The sequence below is a fragment of the Flavobacterium sp. genome, from assembly GCF_031422135.1.
In the GTDB taxonomy this organism is placed as follows: Bacteria; Bacteroidota; Bacteroidia; order Flavobacteriales; family Flavobacteriaceae; genus Flavobacterium.
Window position 1 is genome coordinate 1 of record NZ_JANOQD010000113.1, and the last position, 18,471, is coordinate 18,471.

Annotated in this window: 14 protein-coding genes; 4 read left to right on the top strand and 10 right to left on the bottom strand. The window is 32.9% G+C overall.

Translation table 11 applies throughout. The annotated features are described in order from the left end of the window. Positions 1 to 157: 157 nt before the first annotated feature. Positions 158 to 1,456, bottom strand: a complete 1,299-nt coding sequence (locus RMO70_RS14260; RefSeq protein WP_310557110.1) for an amidohydrolase family protein — start codon at positions 1,454 to 1,456, stop codon at positions 158 to 160. Between the two features lies 1 nt (position 1,457). Further along, on the bottom strand, positions 1,458 to 4,457 hold the full coding sequence (locus tag RMO70_RS14265) for an amidohydrolase family protein (RefSeq protein ID WP_310557111.1): 3,000 nt from the start codon (positions 4,455 to 4,457) through the stop codon (positions 1,458 to 1,460). A 136-nt stretch (positions 4,458 to 4,593) separates the two neighbouring features. On the opposite strand from RMO70_RS14265, the gene RMO70_RS14270 reads away from it, so the two are divergent. Continuing rightward, the gene (locus RMO70_RS14270) at positions 4,594 to 6,129 is read left to right on the top strand and encodes a YifB family Mg chelatase-like AAA ATPase (RefSeq protein ID WP_310557112.1); all 1,536 of its coding nucleotides are present in this window, start codon (positions 4,594 to 4,596) and stop codon (positions 6,127 to 6,129) included. Between the two features lie 41 nt (positions 6,130 to 6,170). Here RMO70_RS14270 and RMO70_RS14275 read toward each other — a convergent pair whose 3' ends face one another. From RMO70_RS14275 to RMO70_RS14300, 6 genes are all read right to left on the bottom strand, one after another. Then, positions 6,171 to 8,357 (bottom strand): radical SAM protein, encoded by a 2,187-nt coding sequence (locus RMO70_RS14275; RefSeq protein WP_310557113.1) that lies wholly within the window; start codon positions 8,355 to 8,357, stop codon positions 6,171 to 6,173. A gap of 116 nt (positions 8,358 to 8,473) precedes the next feature. Then, on the bottom strand, positions 8,474 to 8,974 hold the full coding sequence (locus tag RMO70_RS14280; RefSeq protein WP_310557114.1) for a hypothetical protein: 501 nt from the start codon (positions 8,972 to 8,974) through the stop codon (positions 8,474 to 8,476). A gap of 42 nt (positions 8,975 to 9,016) precedes the next feature. Next, on the bottom strand, positions 9,017 to 9,706 hold the full coding sequence (gene prfH, locus RMO70_RS14285; RefSeq protein ID WP_310557115.1) for a peptide chain release factor H: 690 nt from the start codon (positions 9,704 to 9,706) through the stop codon (positions 9,017 to 9,019). A gap of 73 nt (positions 9,707 to 9,779) precedes the next feature. Further along, a complete protein-coding gene (locus RMO70_RS14290; protein ID WP_310557116.1) occupies positions 9,780 to 11,171 on the bottom strand; it encodes an RtcB family protein in 1,392 nt (463 codons plus the stop codon). Between the two features lie 503 nt (positions 11,172 to 11,674). Next, positions 11,675 to 12,739, bottom strand: coding sequence for an alginate O-acetyltransferase AlgX-related protein (locus tag RMO70_RS14295; protein ID WP_310557117.1), 1,065 nt, complete (start codon positions 12,737 to 12,739; stop codon positions 11,675 to 11,677). Positions 12,740 to 12,744: 5 nt separating this feature from the next. Beyond that, the gene (locus RMO70_RS14300) at positions 12,745 to 14,067 is read right to left on the bottom strand and encodes an MBOAT family O-acyltransferase (protein ID WP_310557118.1); all 1,323 of its coding nucleotides are present in this window, start codon (positions 14,065 to 14,067) and stop codon (positions 12,745 to 12,747) included. A 216-nt stretch (positions 14,068 to 14,283) separates the two neighbouring features. Here RMO70_RS14300 and bshC point away from each other — a divergent pair, with 216 nt between their 5' ends. Together bshC and RMO70_RS14310 are read left to right on the top strand one after the other, a co-directional pair. Then, a complete protein-coding gene (gene bshC, locus RMO70_RS14305) occupies positions 14,284 to 15,870 on the top strand; it encodes a bacillithiol biosynthesis cysteine-adding enzyme BshC (protein ID WP_310557119.1) in 1,587 nt (528 codons plus the stop codon). A 64-nt stretch (positions 15,871 to 15,934) separates the two neighbouring features. Beyond that, complete coding sequence (locus RMO70_RS14310; RefSeq protein ID WP_310557120.1) at positions 15,935 to 16,354, top strand: nucleoside-diphosphate kinase; 420 nt, start codon at positions 15,935 to 15,937, stop codon at positions 16,352 to 16,354. Positions 16,355 to 16,556: 202 nt separating this feature from the next. On the opposite strand, the gene RMO70_RS14315 is transcribed toward RMO70_RS14310, so the two are convergent. Both RMO70_RS14315 and RMO70_RS14320 read right to left on the bottom strand, forming a co-directional pair. After that, positions 16,557 to 17,054, bottom strand: a complete 498-nt coding sequence (locus tag RMO70_RS14315; protein ID WP_310557121.1) for a phosphoribosyltransferase domain-containing protein — start codon at positions 17,052 to 17,054, stop codon at positions 16,557 to 16,559. Between the two features lie 16 nt (positions 17,055 to 17,070). Beyond that, positions 17,071 to 17,451 carry a S4 domain-containing protein gene (locus RMO70_RS14320; RefSeq protein ID WP_310557122.1) on the bottom strand — a complete coding sequence of 127 codons (381 nt, stop codon included), beginning with the start codon at positions 17,449 to 17,451 and terminating at the stop codon, positions 17,071 to 17,073. 78 nt (positions 17,452 to 17,529) lie between these two features. On the opposite strand from RMO70_RS14320, the gene RMO70_RS14325 reads away from it, so the two are divergent. Further along, complete coding sequence (locus RMO70_RS14325; RefSeq protein WP_310557123.1) at positions 17,530 to 18,468, top strand: FKBP-type peptidylprolyl isomerase; 939 nt, start codon at positions 17,530 to 17,532, stop codon at positions 18,466 to 18,468. Positions 18,469 to 18,471 lie beyond the last annotated feature (3 nt).

Sequence of the window (18,471 nt, forward strand, 5' to 3'; positions counted from 1 at the left end):
TGAGCGGAAACATAATTACAAGAATAATGTTTCTCTACTACTAATTTTACACATTCGAGTTTAAATGTGTAATCATATTTGACTTTTCTTCCCATAAAAATACCCCCAAATAGTGTCTAACTTTTTGGGGGCAGTCTAAAAGTGGCATTTTTGATATTTACAATTTATATTTTTCTTTATACTTTTTCTCCAAATTACTTTGATGCGTTTCCAAATTAATCTCACGACCTTGAATAAAAGCGTTTGTTAATTTGTTGGTTCGCATATCTAAAGCATCACCTTCCGAAATAAATAATGTGGCATCTTTTCCTTGTTCTAGTGTTCCACAAAAATTATCAATTCCTAAAATTTTTGCAGTATTTGATGTGATAAGTTGTAACGCTTTCTCTTTGTCCAAACCATAAGCCACACAAGTTCCTGCTAGGAATGGTAAGTTTCGAGTATTCATACGCTCCATATTACCACTGTTTTCAAGTCCAACTAAAATACCTTTTTCTGTTAATATTTTTGCCAATTTAAAGGGTAAATCTATATCGTGATCATCGTTTTCTGGCATATCGTGTACTCTTCTTAATAATACAGAAACATTGTTTTTTTGTAATAAATTAGTTGTTTTATACGATTCATAACCGCCAACAATAGTTATTTTTTTAATGCCTTTTTGAACAGAAAGTTGTACAGCATCAATAATTTGTTTTTCTTCATTGGCGTGAATAAAAAGAGTTTGAGTTCCATCAAATAATCCTTTTGTAGCTTCAAATCCAAGATTTCGTTCTTTTGAAGAATCATCTAAATACGCTTTAGAATTCGATAAAAAAACGGAAAGTTCATCCACTTGTTTGATATAGTCTTTGTTACCTTCTATAACACCCGGTTCCGCCCACCAACCACTTCTTTTAAAAGTTGAGGGAAAATTCAAATGTATTCCATTGTTTTCTTTAATCACAGCATCTTGCCAGCTCCAAGCGTCTAACTGAACTACTGAGGAAGTTCCAGAAATTCTGCCGCCACGAGGTGTGATTTCTGCAATTAGAACTCCATTTGGACGAACGGTTTCAATCACTTTCGATTCCGCATTATAGGCAATCAAGCTTCTAACATTCGTATTGAATGCACCAATTTCGTCTTCATCGTCAGTAGATTTAACGGCATCAATTTCTACCAAACCTAAAGTGGAGTTTGGTGCAATAAATCCTGGGTACACGTGTTTTCCTGAAGCATCAATTCTAATTTCATAAGATGACATATCCATACGAATTAAAGTAGCATCGGCAATCAATTCAATTTTTCCGTTTTTGAAACCAATTACTGCATTCTCAATTACTTTTCCGTTTCCTATATGTGCTGTAGCATTGCTAATCAATACCGATTTTGATTGTTTTTTTGCTGGTATTTGTTGCGCTTGAGTGTTTGTTATTATTGAGAATATCAATAAAAGGATATATGTATTTTTCATTTTAATTTTCTTCTAAAGTGTCACAATGGTAATGTTTTTTCTCTTTTTTCTTTGGTTCTTGTGTGGTCATTCCTTTGTTTTTTTCGTTCAATAATTGACCAATTAATTCACTTCTTTCTTTGGCTATAGCTGTACGATTTTGTTCGTCTTTTTGACTGTCAAAATACACGACCCCTTCAATCAAAGTTTTTTCAGCTTTGGCGTAAATAGACAATGGATTGTTGTTCCAAAGTACCAAGTCAGCATCTTTCCCTACTTTAACACTTCCTAATTTATCATCAATGTGCAATAATTTTGCAGGATTGAGGGTTACAAATTTCCAAGCTTCTTCTTCAGATACATTGCTATATTTGACAGCTTTTGCAGCTTCTTGATTCAATCGACGTGACATTTCAGCATCATCAGAATTGTAAGCAACCACTACACCTTGATCGTGCATAATACCACCATTGTGTGGTATGGCATCGTTTACTTCAAACTTATATGCCCACCAATCAGAAAAGGTCGATGCTCCAACTCCATGCTGTTTCATTTTGTCAGCAACTTTATAACCTTCTAAAATATGGGTAAATGTGTTAACTTTGAAATTGAATTTTTCGGCTAAATTCATCAACATCAAAATTTCTGATTGTACGTACGAATGACACGTAATGAAACGCTCTTTATTCAAAATTTCAAGTAACGTTTGCATTTCTAAATCAACTCTTGGAGCTTTGTTTTTATCTTTTTTAGGATTCGAATTGTACGTTTTCCAAGCTGTTTCGTATTCTTTAGCACGTTGGAAATAATCAGTAAAAACTTGTTCTACCCCCATTCTTGTTTGTGGAAAACGTGTTGGATTATCAATTCCCCAATTGGATTGTTTTACATTTTCACCCAATGCAAACTTGATGAATTTGGGTTGGTTTTTATATAACATTTCATCTGGTGCTTGTCCCCATTTCCATTTTACAATAGCAGAACGACCCCCAATTGGATTGGCGGAACCGTGCAATAATTGTGAAGTAGTCACGCCACCAGCCAAATCACGATAAATATTAATGTCTTCAGAATTTACCACATCTTCAATAGTAACTTCTGCACTTGAATTATGACCTCCTTCGTTTACACCATTAGAAATGGCAATATGTGAATGTTCGTCAATGATTCCAGAAGTTAAATGTTTGCCTTTGGCATCAATAACAATAGCTGTTGCATCTGATACATTTTTTCCAACAGAAACAATTTTTCCATTTTTGACTAAAACATCGGTTTCTTGTAAAATGCCTTCTTTTTCATTGGTCCAAACAGTAGCGTTTTTGAATAAAATGGTTTCCTGAGAAAGTTTTGTATTGCTTCCATAAGCTCGATTTGGAAAGGTAACAGGAAAAATTTTATTTGGTTTTTCAACCTTACTCGTATCTTTAACCATCACAAACGGTGCAGTTTTTTTAGCATTCCATTCCATTTCGTTTCCATTAAATAAAACTGCTTTTCCAGATAATTTTTCTGAATTTTCAATAAATCCAGAAAGTCTTGTGAAATTTGATTTTATAGTGTCGGTTGATTTTACTAATACATTAATCCAATTATTTGAAATCGATAATTTTGAGTTTACTTTTTTTGTATCCAATGTTGTAATCTCTGATTTTGGAGTGGCAACTTCGCCATCAATTTTCATTTTATACGAATCGTTTCCAATAGTTACATCATAATTTCCTCGAATGTCTTTGATAGACATATCGTTAATTACAAACTTATTTCCTTGTACCCAATTTTCATATAAAAGAGTTTTTTCTTCAAAAATTTCACCAGAAGTGATTACAAAATTGGCATAAGTTCCAATATTTAAACTTCCTATTTCTGAACTTTTCCCAAGTAACGACGCAGGAATTGAAGTCAAGGCTTCTAAAGCTTTTGTTTTATCGAAACCTAGTTTTATTGCTTTTAATAAATTGGTTCTAAAATCTTCGGTTTTCTTTAATTTATCTGTTGTCAGAGCAAAAATAATTCCGTTGTCTGACAATACTTTCAAATTAGTTGGTGCTTGATTCCAGAAACGCAAGTCAGATAATTCCATTTGATTGGCTTGGTACGGATCAGAAACATCATAAGCTTCAGGAAAATTAATTGGAATTATAAATTTTGAATTGGTTTTTTTTATTTCATCAATACGCTCAAATTCGTTTCCAGAACCTTTTAATATGTAATTTAAGCCAAATTCTTTGGCGATTTTTGCAGCACGCAAACTATTTAGCTTGTCTTCTGTAGCAAATATTTGAGGCAATTTTTCATTATTAATTAAAGCTTCAAGTGAGGCATCTTTCGTTAGTGAGTTTCCTTTTTTGAACCAATCTAAATCAAAATAAACCTGACGAAGTAACGCCATCATTCCCATAAGAGAGCTAGGATAGGATTGTTTGGAGTTTGTACTTCTTGTAAAAGCAAAATGATTGGAAGCTCTGTTCGTAATTATTCTTAACTTACTATCAAAATTATTTAATGCAATCAAAGTTCCAGTGCCACGAGCAATTCCATCTTGAGAATGTGTTCCTACCACACCAAAACCAAGTTTTAGCAATTCTTCAGCTTTAGTTTGATCGTATTTGAAACTTTTTAGTACATCTGTTTCTGGTTTGATGTGTTCATTCCAATAAAAACCAACTCGTTTAGTATCATACAATGGATCACCTTCAAAATTAGTATCGTTTTTGGGTTTTTCAATCCCAAAGTTAGTGTATAGATCAATAAACGAAGGGTAAATAGATTTTCCGTCTAAATTGAGAATTACTGCGTTTTTTGGAATTGTTACAGATGAACCAACCGAAATGACTTTTCCGTTTTGAATGAGTAAAGTTCCTTTTTCTATAATTTGTGTTGGTGTTATAAAAATTTTAGCATTAGTCAAAGCGGTAAAATTGTTATTCTTATTTTGAACACTTTCGTTATTAGGGAAGTATTCTTGAGCATTTGTTTCTGAAATAAAAACACTCAAAAAGAGTAGGAGAATAGTTTTTTTCATTTGGTTTTAGATAGTTTTTATAAAAATAGAAAAACATATTGCTTTACATTTTTAATTGTAAAAATTTTAACTTTTTTTTACGAATAGTGCTTAACTTCCAAATGAATTATCTATTTTTAAAATCTAATAAAATTGTATGCTAATTAAAGTTTTTGGAAGCGCCGTTTTTGGAGTCGAAGCCACCACAATTACCGTTGAAGTTAATATTGATAAAGGCGTTGGTTATCACCTCGTTGGTTTACCTGACAATGCTATCAAAGAAAGTAGTTATCGCATTGCTGCTGCTTTAAAAAATAATGGATACAATCTTCCTGTTAAGAAAATCACCATCAATATGGCTCCTGCCGATTTGCGAAAAGAAGGTTCTGCTTATGATTTGACCTTAGCAATAGGGATTTTGGCAGCTTCTGGACAGATAAAATCAGATGAAGTCGGCAATTACCTTATAATGGGTGAATTGTCACTTGATGGAAGTTTGCAACCTATAAAAGGAGTTTTACCCATTGCTATAAAAGCCAAAGAAGAAGGTTACAAAGGTTTTTTTCTACCCAAACAAAATGTAAAAGAAGCGGCAATAGTTTCTGGATTAGATGTTTATGGAGTGGAAAATGTGATGGAAGTGATTGATTTTTTTGAAGGAAAAGGTACTTTAGAACCCACTGTGATCAATACTAGAGAAGAATTTTATAAAACTCTAGATTTTCCAGATTTTGATTTTTCAGAAGTTCGTGGTCAAGAAAGCATCAAACGATGTATGGAAATTGCTGCAGCTGGTGGTCATAACATTATATTAATTGGTCCGCCAGGATCTGGAAAAACAATGTTAGCCAAACGTTTGCCTAGTATTCTGCCACCTATGACGTTGAAAGAAGCGTTAGAAACTACAAAAATCCATAGTGTAGCTGGAAAAGTAAAAGATGTTGGGTTGATGAATCAAAGACCGTTTCGTTCGCCTCACCACACCGCCTCAAGTGTTTCTTTGGTTGGTGGTGGAAGTTATCCGCAGCCTGGTGAAATATCGTTAGCACACAATGGTGTTCTGTTTTTAGACGAATTGCCGGAATTCAAGCGAGAAGTTTTGGAAGTAATGCGACAACCCTTGGAAGATCGAGAAGTAACTATTTCGAGAGCCAAATTTACCATTACTTATCCATCGTCATTTATGCTAGTAGCCAGTATGAATCCAAGTCCGAGTGGTTATTTTAACGATCCTGATTCGCCTGTGACTTCCTCACCAAACGAAATGCATCGGTATTTGAGCAAAATTTCAGGGCCATTATTAGACCGAATCGACATTCATATCGAAGTAACACCTGTTCCGTTTGAAAAATTGACTGAAAAACGCAATGGAGAAAGTAGTGTTGAAATAAGAAAGCGGGTTACCGCTGCTAGAGAAATTCAATCGCAACGATTTGAACTATTTGACAACATACATTATAATGCGCAAATGAGCACCAAGCAAATTCGGGAGCATTGTGCGCTTGATGATGACTCTTTGCAGTTATTGAAAACAGCTATGGAACGTTTGAATCTTTCGGCTCGTGCTTTTGACAGAATTCTGAAAGTTTCTCGAACCATTGCCGATTTAGAAGGTGTCGAAAAAGTAGTTTCATCGCATATTGCAGAAGCCATTCAGTATCGAAGTTTGGATCGAGAAGGTTGGTTGGGATAGTATTTTTGAGTATTAGTCAGTGTTCCGTAATCAGAAGAAGATTAGAAAGTTAACAAACCTAAACTATGCAATTGGCTTATAGATTTTGAATGCCAAAACAATTCAAAATCATCAAATTGGGTTTCAAAATCGGATTTTAAATCTGAAAATGTTAGCTTTTGGTTTTGGAAAACTGAAATTTTAGAAAGCGTTTGAATTAGCCATTCTCCTTTGTCTTTTTCTAAAGAAATTTCAGTGGTTTCTCGTTTCTCGTGAAAAGTCAAATTCATCATTTCCCACGAATTTCCTTTTTTAGATTTGGAAAATGTCTCAAAAATTGGCATTGAACCGAGCCAAACAATTTTAGCCGTTGGTTTAATTTTAAAATCTATTTCTTTTTGTAAACTATTACAGATAAAATCAGATTTGATGGTTGTTTTTGGAATTTTAAATTCAAACCAATCTTGTAATGGATATTCAAAACAAATTCCATGCATATAATTGAATAATGATTTTTTTAATCCGAAACTAAATTGGTCGTGGTCGATCCCTGTTTTGTCCGTAAAATCAATGTCGTTATGGGCAAAAGTAACTTTGTTTTGTTGTGGAATGACACCAAATTCTTCAGGAAACATTCCCACTGGACTGTGAGCAGTCATAGCAAATTGATGCCAAAAACCAGATTGAACAATGCCTAATTCAAACAATTGCCGAACCATTTCTAGACTATCCACCGTTTCTTGAATAGTTTGTGTAGGATAACCGTACATCAAATAGGCGTGAACCATAATTCCCGCTTCGGTAAAATTTCGGGTTACTTGTGCTACTTGTTCCACGGTAACTCCTTTTTTGATGAGTTCTAGCAATCGGTCGGAAGCTACTTCTAATCCTCCAGAAACTGCAATGCAACCAGAAGCAGCGAGTAAAACGCACAAATCTTGGGTAAAATTTTTCTCGAAACGTATGTTTGTCCACCACGAAACGGTTAGTTTTCGTTTAATAATTTCCAATGCTACTTCACGCATTAAGGCTGGTGGAGCTGCTTCGTCCACAAAATGGAATCCATTTTCGCTAGTTTGTGCAATAAGTTCTTCCATTCTGTCGACCAAAAGTTTGGCAGTAACGGGTTCGTATAGTTTGATATAATCTAACGAAATATCGCAAAAAGTACATTTTCCCCAATAGCAGCCGTGTGCCATTGTAAGCTTGTTCCAGCGACCATCGCTCCAAAGACTGTGCATTGGGTTGGCAATTTCGATAACCGAAATGTATTTATCTAAAAGTAAATCAGAATAATCGGGCGTGCCAACTTCCGATTGTTTATAATCTTTTAATGCGGTATCATTTTTATATACAACTTCTCCATTTTCAATAATAAATGTCCGTTTGTACTTTTTATCCATTATCAATTGTTGATTCTCAATTATCAATTCAACTGGAAGTTCGCCATCGTCTAAAGTTATATAATCGAAAAATTCAAAAACACGAATGTCTGTTAGTTGTCGCAATTCAGTATTTGGAAAACCACCACCCATAGAAATTTTTATTTCGGGAAAATGCTTTTTTACAAATTGTGCACATCGAAAAGCAGCGTATAAATTTCCAGGAAAAGGAACCGAAATTAAAAATAATTTTGGTTTTATAGTTCCCACTTTTTGCTTCAAAATGCCTAAAGAAATTTTGTCAATATAGGTTTCTTCGTTTTGTAGTGCTTGATACAATGCGTCAAACGAATTGGCACTTCGTCCTAAACGTTCCGCATATCGGCTGAATCCAAAATTGGCATCAACACATTTTACAATAAAATCAGACAAATCTTCAAGATATAAAGTAGCCAAATGTTTGGCTTTGTCTTGCATTCCCATAGATCCGAATGCCCATTCCATATCGTCTAACTGCTGGAATCGAGATGCTTCAGGCAAGAAATTACCGGAGCATATTTGTCGAGCCAGTGTTGGGGATTTTCCTTGCAGAAAGGCTATTACGGCATCGATGGTTTTAATGTAATCTGTTTGTAACGAAAATATTCTTTGAATGTTTTGGTCTTCTACTTTCGAATTTTGAGTGGCAAAATCAAAGATGTTTTCTAAACCCGTTTTTGAAAATAATTCTAAAATCACTTCAATTCCCAAATCCATCTGAAATGGTGAAATGTTTTTGGTATTCAAAAAACCTTTCAAATAGGCAGTTGCTGGATACGGAGTATTCAGTTGGGTAAATGGTGGCGTTATGAGAAGAATGTCTTTCAATTAAAATATTTTTACAAAAGTAGGGTTTAAATAAGAGAATGTAAAGTACAAAAAAAGCAAAATGTTACTCTTAATTCACATTTTGCTTTAATATAAAACTTATCAAGTTATCATTTTTACTTTTTCTTTTTAGTCGAATCTTTTCCTAATTTTTGTTTCAATCTTTTTTCGGTTTCTTCAATAAGGTAATTGCAATCAGAATTTAGAATAGAGAGTTTGACTTCCTTCATCAGTTTTAATCCCTTTTTAAATTGTTGCATCTTCTCAAAAAGCAGGACTTTTTTCATCAAAATTCCTATTTTATCAATGCCTTTTATCGTTAATGCAAAATCAATTAACTTCATTGCTTCTGCATCATCGTCATTCAAAATTAGAGTTTGAATGTAATGAGGATATACTTCTTTAGCAAAAACATCCGATATTAAGGCTTCTTGAAAATACAATTTAGCTTGTTCATAATGAGATAATTGTTCGGCATAAATGCGACCATACAAACACAATGCCATCGTGTTTTTACTGTTATAAGATAAGGCATAATCTAACGATTCTACCACATCTTCCAAATTATATGGATAATTATCTAAAGCTTGAAAAAGGTATTTGTCTACTGTTTTCATTTTTTATGAATTTAAATATTCAAAGATTTGATAATATAAAGATTAACTGTTGTCGTGATAATCTTCTCTTTTTAATCTTTGACGTTCTTGTTTGTAATTTTTTTCTTGTTTCTGTTTTTTAAAATCAGAACCTTGAAAAACTCTTATTGGATTACCTCGTTGTATTTCCAACTGATTCATCCACTGGTTTTGAACATTGGTTTTCAATTGTTTCACACTTTCGTCATTAAACTTAGCCAACAATCGCTCAGTTGCCAATTTTTTATTTTGGTGTTGTGAGCGAGAATCCATAGATACGACTGCAATTCCCGTTGGAATGTGAGTTGCTCTAATCGCTGAACTCACTTTGTTCACATGTTGTCCGCCAGCTCCAGAACTTCTCATAGCTTGGTATTGAATGTCTTTTTCATTGATGATTAAATCGCTTGATTTTTCGACTTCAAAGATTCCAATAAACCAATTTTTTCTCTTGTGAAACTTCCTAAACTGACTTTGCCCTATCCATTGAATAGTGCCAATCCATAAATTGACAAATTGTATTACATTTTTACCTTCTAAAACAACCGTTGCTGTTTCTATCGTTCCGTTTTCTTGACCTGCTTCGTGTTGCAAGACTGATGCTTTTATACCATCATTTGCCGCTTCTTGCAACACCGTTTTCAACACTTGAGCAACTACCCAAGTGCATTCTGCAGGACCCCTTCCTGAGGTTATTTGAATTATTTTTTCCATTTTCATTTTTTTTAAAACACAGATTAAAGAAATTAGAGAAATCTAAAATCATTTATCTATATTCGTAAATCTTTTAACGATCCATTCGAACAATTTTTGGTGTAAATGTGCCTAACACATCGACCAATTCTGTTTGGTTATCCATCACTTTATTGATGTCTTTATAAGCCATTGGTGCTTCATCTATATTACCTCCAATCAAAGTCACATTGTTGGCTTGCAAGACTTTATTAATCTCACTTTGGGTGAAAGTTTCTTTACACTTTCTACGCGAGAACAAACGTCCAGCACCATGTGAAGCTGAGTTCAAACTTTCGGCATTGCCTTTGCCTTGGACAATAAAACCTGGTGCGGTCATCGAACCTGGAATAATTCCGAGTTCGCCAGCACTGGCTGGTGTAGCCCCTTTTCGATGTACAATCGCTTCTTTACCATTGACGATTTCTTTCCATGCAAAATTGTGATGGTTCTCGATAGTAACCACTATTCTTTTGCCTATCGCTTTGGCAATACGGCGGTGAATATCGTCGTGACAAGCTTTTGCATAATCTCCAGCTAAATTCATTGCCAACCAGTATTCTTGACCATCGTGTGTTTTCAAATCAAGCCAAGCTAGATGTTGCACATTTTTAGGCAACGGACATTGTTTTGTAGCCAAATAGGTGTAATGTTTTGCAATATTAGCACCCATACCACGTGAACCACTGTGGGACAAAACTGCAAAATACTCTCCAACTCCAATTTTCCATTCGTTGAGCGGATTGGTGATTTTTGCAATCCCAAACTCCACAAAATGGTTTCCGCCTCCCGATGTTCCCAATTGTTTATATGCTTTAGTCAACAAATTTTTTAGGAGTGGAATGTCTTGAAACTCACTTCGACTGAAAATTTCGTGATCCGCCTTGATTTGATGTACTTCGGTCATGCCAAACTTGGTATTGTCTTTTAAAATCGCTTGCAATTGATGGTCTTTTCCTTTAAAAAAAGACGCTGGCAAATCGAAAATAGAAAGACTCATTCGGCAACCAATATCCACGCCTACTCCATAAGGGATCACTGCATTGTCTGTTGCTAAAACCCCACCAATTGGCAATCCGTAACCTGTGTGTGCATCTGGCATCAAGGCTCCTGCAATAGAAATCGGTAATTTTAACGCATCATACAACTGAAACTTGGCTTGCTCATCGATTTCGTTTTCTCCAAAAATTGAGAATGGTGCTCTGGTGTTATTGAGTTGATGCATTCTCACTTGTACTGGATTGACTAATCCTTCTGCAACCTTACCCCAAGTGCCGTGTCCAGAAAATTTTTCTGGAAACAGTAAAACTTCTTTGGCTTCTGTTAATATACTTTCTTTTTTTTCTCGTTTTCGGTATCTATTGATTTGTCCCAAGGCAATATTGATACTGTTGTTTTTGGGGAAGCCTAGTTTTATAAGGTCTTTCCCAGATAATTTATTTCCCATAATTATTTTGTAATTGAAATTCTTTTCAAAATCAATGGATACAATAGATCACAATGATTTTGATAAACATTTTATCTAAAAAAGATAAATTGAGTTCGAGTTTTCGGGGAAATTTTTGAAGTGTCTAGAATCTATAAAAAAAGCCCGAAAATTAGTTTCCTTCGGGCTTTTTCATATATCTTAAATTTGATTTGCTATGATAGGGAAAAGCCACGAAGATAAATACTCACAAGATCTAATCTTGATGCAGTATTTTTTGAGGTAAAGTTTGATACAAACATTGTTCTTCGTTTTAAATTGTTATTATTTATTTTCTGTGGCAAATTTTGTAATATTTTTTTGTAATATCCAAATAAAAAATGAACTAATTTTAAAATATTATATAAACAACTGAAATTGTGATATTTAATATTTTATAAAATGCGTGTAAATAAAAAAAGAAGTTTAAAAAATACCTTTTTAAACTTCTTTTTTTAAAACTCTCTAAATAAAAAATATAATTTCTACTTAAATTCTGTCCAAACTAAATCTCGTTCTACAACTTCAAAAACAACAAAATCTGGTTTTTCAGCAATGATTCTTTGTTTGTCAAACTTTGAAGTAGAAAGGTATGTCATATCTCCAAAAATAGTATTCAAAAAAGGAATCATTGAACCTGCAAATGAATCTCTGTACATAACGCCTTTGAGTTTTTTAGCTTTATTTTTAGAAACTAATACAGGGATTCTATCGATGGTATCCATTTTTATAATTGATTTGGGTTGTTCTTTTCCTTTTTTATAGGCAAAGTCATATACATTTTCTGTTACTTTAATAGTTATCATCTTCGTTAAATCCATCTGATTTACAGTATTTGTTTTGATATCATAATTATTCATATCTAACAATTGTGTGTCTGGAAAATCAGTTTTAATTTGTTTTATTAATTCTTGTGTTCCTATGAAAGCTCCAAAATTATTCCAGTGTGTATCGGTTTTGTGATACAATCTATTTTTTGATTTTGCAGCTATTAAATTTTGTCTTACATCAATAATTTCAACTTTGTCTTTTAAATTATCCATAAGTAAATCTAATCTTCGTGGTTTTGTATTGGGTTTAACGGGTAAAAATTCTTTATAAATAGAGTGAGAATTTGGTGCTGGGAAGTAATAAAATTTAACACCTAAACTATCGCAAAAACGATTCATTTCCAGAATGGTATTCGATATTTTATCAATTTCTTCCTTCGGATAATTTTCAACTCCTAATGATTCTGAAAAAACATTATTGTAACTATTTCCCAAAAAATACCAACCCTTTTTACCAATCACAACTTTATCTGGCAGAGAACTTACCTTCACTAAGTCGGATTTCAGTCTAATATACTGTTTGGACAACATTGTTCGAAATGCAAAATTGTATTTGTAATAATTGTCAAACATTTCAAATGGCTTTTTTGAATTAAATGCTAATGGAGCTTGGTTTTCTGAATTTCCGTTTTCGTCTCTATTGGTATTTGAAAAAAACAATAAAGTTGGCGAAAGCAATATTACGGATACTATGACTAAAAATATATTTTTGATATACATAATGATTAGAATCTAAAGTAAATAAAAGGGTTGTAGGTATCAACAGATAAATACATCATAACTAAATATAGAAGTGAAACTAAACCAATGTAATATGGAACATTAATTAAATTTCTATTGCTAACTTCTTTGAATTTATTTTGAAAATAGGGAAACACAGGGAACGAAAAGAGAAACCCTAATAATCCCACTATAACGGTTTGTTTGTTAATAAAATGTGACAAATCATACACTATGTTTGGACTATCTGCACTAAGAAAAAACATTTTTTCTAGAAAATTTAGAGCATATGGTAAATCTTCGGCTCTAAAAAACACCCAACCAATAATTACTACTAATAAAGTGTAAATGTGACCTATAGGTTTCCATAATTTGTTTAAAGCTTTTTCTAAAAATAATCTTTCCGCTACTAGAAACATACCATGCATTAACCCCCAAATAATAAAATTCCAACTCGCTCCGTGCCATAAACCTGTGGCAAAAAACACAATGAATAAGTTGCGATACATCATACTAGAACTGGTTCTGTTTCCTCCAAGGGGAATGTATAGATAATCTCTAAACCAAGTCGATAATGAAATGTGCCAACGACGCCAAAAATCTTTAATTGAATTGGCTATATATGGGTAATTAAAATTTTCAAGGAAATTGAATCCTAGCATTTTTGCCAACCCAATTGCCATATCAGAATAAGCAGAAAAATCAAAATAGATTTGTAACGAATAAGCAATAATTCCTATCCAAGCAGCACCACTGGTCATATATTCAGGAGAACTCGAAAATACCTCGTCTGCAACAGCGGCACACGTATTAGCAATAATCATTTTTTTTGCTAAACCAAGAATCAGTCGCTCTAGACCAATCATAAATTTAGTTTTATTCACGTGCCTTTCTTCCAGTTCTTTATCAATATCGACATAACGAACAATAGGTCCAGCTACAAGATGTGGAAAAAGACTCACATAAGCTGCAAAATTGACAAAGCTTTTGTTGGCTTTTATTTGTCCTCGATACACATCGATAGTGTACGATAAAGTTTGAAAAGTATAGAAACTAATTCCTAATGGTAAGGCTAATCCTTTAATTCTTGTGTCGAATTGCAACCCAAATAAGCCAAAAATATTTCCTAAATTCTCTAATATAAAATTGGCATATTTATAAAAAAACAAGAGCGTTATACTCACAAAAAAGGCTAAAAACAATCCGCCTTTTCTATTTCCTCGCTCAATCATTAAGGAACCTTGCCAGTTTACAAATATGGATAGGAACATAATTCCAACCACTAAATATTCTCCCCAAGAATAAAAAATAACATTACATACAAGCAAAAATAAATTTTTATATTTAGTTGAAATAAAATGATTTCCTAATAAAACTAATGGCAGAAATAAGCAAAGAAAAATTACACTTGTAAATAGCATATAATTAAAATTTTTCCAAAACTACAAAAATTAGTTTAATTATTGATTTTACATATTGAAATCCAATCGTAAGAAAATTATTTAGCGTTATTTTATTTACTTTTGTATAAAATAAATTGCACTATGCCAACGGACTGTATAACGTATCAAAATTCTGGATATTTCTCAAAACTCATTATTGATTATTTAAATGAAGAACAAGTATTACAGTCATTATACAATCATTTTCCAACTATTGAAAATTTCCAAAAACAAATAGACGAAAAAAAGAAAAACTATATTGGTAATAGAATCGTTTTGATCACTACTATAGAAAATCAATATGCTAATTTTCAAATTTCCCAGACAACCAAATTAAATATTGCCTCATTAGCAAAAGAAAATACGTTTACAGTTACAACCGGACATCAACTTAATTTGTTTACTGGTCCATTATATTTTTTATATAAAATAATCTCCACTATTAATTTATGTAAACAATTACAGCAAGAGTATCCTGAAAATAATTTCGTTCCCATTTATTGGATGGCAACAGAAGATCACGATTTTGAAGAAATTAATCATTTTAATTTTAATGCAAGAAAAATACAATGGGATAAAATGGTAACGGGTCCTGTAGGAAGATTGTCAACACAAGGATTAGATGACGTTTATGAAGTTTTCGCTTCAGAGTTGGGCTTTAGCCAAAATGCAGAAGAACTAAAAAAACTCTTTACTGAAAGTTATCTACAACACCCTAATCTTGCTGATGCCACTCGGTTTCTTGCCAACGAATTGTTTGGAAAATACGGTTTGGTAATTATAGATGGAGATTCGATTGATTTAAAAAAACAATTTTCTAGTATTATAAAAGACGAATTGTTGAGTCAAACTTCCTTCCAAAACGTAAATGAGACAAATAAAAAGTTAAAAGAGTATACCATTCCAGTCAATCCGCGTGAAATTAATTTATTTTACATTGAAGACAATCTTCGAGAACGAATTCTTTTTGAAAATGGATTGTACAAAATTAACAATACAAAATTAGAGTTTACAGAGGCTGAAATTTTAAAAGTATTGGATTTAAATCCTGAAAAATTTAGTCCAAACGTGATTCTTCGACCATTATATCAAGAAGTTATATTACCTAATTTATGTTATATTGGTGGTGGTGGCGAAATTGCCTATTGGTTGCAATTGAAATCAAATTTTGAGTATCATAACGTAACTTTTCCTGTGTTGCTGATTCGGAATTCAGTACTTCTGGCTACTCAAAAACAAAACGAAAAAGCAAGTAAATTAAATCTTTCTTGGAATGATTTGTTTGCAAACCAACAAGAATTATTCAATACAAAAACAAAAGAATTTTCAAAATTTAGTATCGATTTTTCTAAACAAAAAGAACACTTAAAGCTTCAATTTGAGTCTTTAACTCAAATGACTCTTGAAACCGACAAATCATTTGTTGGTGCCGTCAAAGCGCAAGAAGCCAAACAGATAAAAGGTTTAGAAAATCTTGAAAAACGTTTGCTAAAAGCCGAAAAACGAGTACACAAAGAAGCACTGGAACGAATTATTCATCTTCAAAATGAGTTGTTCCCGAATCAAAGTTTGCAGGAAAGAAAATTGAATTTTTCTGAATTTTATTTAGAGTTTGGAAACGATATTATCGAGAAATTAATAGATAACTTGGAACCTTTAGAACAAGAATTTAAGGTGGTAATTTTATAATATTTTTTATTTTTTTATCCATAAAGAAACACTATTTTTGCACCGAATTTAATTAAAAAATAAAATGGCTACGAATAGAACATTTACAATGATTAAGCCTGATGGTGTTGAAAACGGACACATTGGCGGAATATTAAATATGATTACAGAAGGTGGTTTCAAGATTGTATCTTTGAAATTAACGCAACTAACTGTTGCTGATGCTCAAGCATTTTATGCAGTTCACGCTGCAAGACCTTTCTACGGAGAATTGGTAGAGTTTATGTCTCGTGGTCCTATTGTGGCTGCAATTCTTGAGAAAGAAAATGCTATCGAAGATTTCAGAACTCTTATAGGTGCTACAAATCCTGCTGATGCTGCTGAAGGAACAATTCGTAAAAAATATGCAAAATCTATAGGTGAAAATGCGGTTCACGGTTCTGATAGCGACGAAAATGCTGCTATTGAATCTGCTTTCCACTTTGCTGGAAGAGAGCAGTTTTAATTTTAAATTTTTAACTAATAGAAAAGAGCTGCCTTTTATCAGGCAGCTCTTTTTGTTTCGTTCAATATTATATTTACCAGTTAGTTTCTTACTGTTGGAACTCTTTTTTATAAAATTATCTCGTTTATTGTAAGGGTACAATTTTGAAAAGAAATTTTTCTTTTGAAAAGATAATTTGGAAACATTTTTAGAAAAAAACCTGTTATTCTAAGTAAGCATAATCTCCTTTTGAGTCAAAAACAACAGTCACGTTTTCTAACATTGATGTCGAGAGAGAAATACCTTTAAAATCCGCTTTAATAGGGTATTTTTTGTGGTTTCTATCGATTAAAACTGCTGTTTTAAATTTGCTTAATGGCACTTCTAGAAAATGACTCACGCAATATATAAGTGTAGTGCCAGAGTTTAACACATCGTCAACCAAAACCAATCCTTTGTTTTCATATTCTGATGATGCAATAGAAGTGGATACCGGCAACAATGGAAATCGCTTGTCAATAGCTACAACGCAAAGTATTACTTTTAGGTTTGAAATGGTTTCTAGTTCCGTTGCAATCTTTTTTGCAAAAACAGAACCATTTCCTTGAATTCCAGCAATTACAATTTCTTTTTCGTCAATAAATGTTTCGAATATTTGGTAAGCAATTCGTTTTACTTTAAATTCAATTTCTTGATGCGTCAGTATTATATTATGTTTCATTAGGAGTATTTTAATTTTATTCGTTTTCAGTAGTAGTATTGCCAAAATCTTCCATATCCCGACGGTCTTTTTTAGTAGGTCTTCCTGTGCCATTTTTACGATAGTGTTCTTTGGATAGTTTTAGTAATTCTAAATGTTCAAAGGATACCGCTGGAGTTTCGTCTTTTCGGTATATATCCACCAGTTTTGCGCCTACACGATTGTCAGGAATGTCCAATACACTAATGATATATGTGATTTGATCTCTTCTAAAGGTAACTTTATCGCCTGCAAAAACTTCTTTGGAGGCTTTAGCTACTTGATTGTTTACTGTAATATGATTTTTTTTGCAGGCTTCGGTAACCATATTTCGGGTTTTATAATAGCGAACGCACCACAGGTATTTGTCTATTCTCATAAAAATTAAAAAACAACGTTAAATTTTAAACAAAAATAAATCAAAATTGTATCTTGCACCTTTAAAATAAGAAAAATAATGATGAAATTTTTTAAAATAGTTTTTGTTTGCTCGCTAAGTGTTTTTATGATTGCGTGCGATCAACAAGATGCAGTGCCTGTAACACCAACCACTCCTTATGCAGTGCAATATCCTATAGATTTAGCTGCTATTGAAACCTATATGAAAACACACAGAATAAATGTTGTAGATAATCCAGGTGAACCTAATGATAAAGATGTAACTTTTACAGCAGTGACTTCGGGTGATGCAAACTCTATTTGGGGTTCAGGAACAACACCAAAATCATCTGTGTTGACTAAAATGGTTACCTTTGCAGGAATTGAATACAAAGTATATTACTTGTCTTTAAGAGAAGGAGTGGGTGTAAAACCTTCAAGTGCAGATAAGGTATTAGTTTCCTATAAAGGTTCTTTGCTTGCTGGGACTACTTTTACTGAAGTTTCAAATCCAGATTGGTTATCCCTAGAAAGAACAACAACTAGTAATAGTTTAGGAGCAATTCGTGGTTTTCAAGAAATAATTCCACTTTTCAAATCAGGTACCTTTGTTACCAATACTGATGGAACAGTCAGTTATACAGATTTTGGTTCAGGTGTTATGTTTGTTCCATCTGCATTGGGGTATTACAATACCCCAAGGGATTCTTCTATCATACCTAATTATTCCCCACTAATTTTTAGTTTTAAACTGTGTGGTATAGAGTATCAAGACAACGATGGAGATGGTGTCTTATCCATATATGAGGATTTGAACAGTAATGGTATTTATTCAGATGATGATACTGATGGTGATGGTGTATACAATTATTTTGATGTAGATGATGATGGTGACGGTTATTTGACTAGTACCGAAATTAAAATTAATGGAGAGTTTCCAGCGAGCTATGCACTAATTCAAGACTGTGATGGAACTACAACAGGAGTTAAAAAGCATTTGAGCGCCAGTTGTCATTAATAC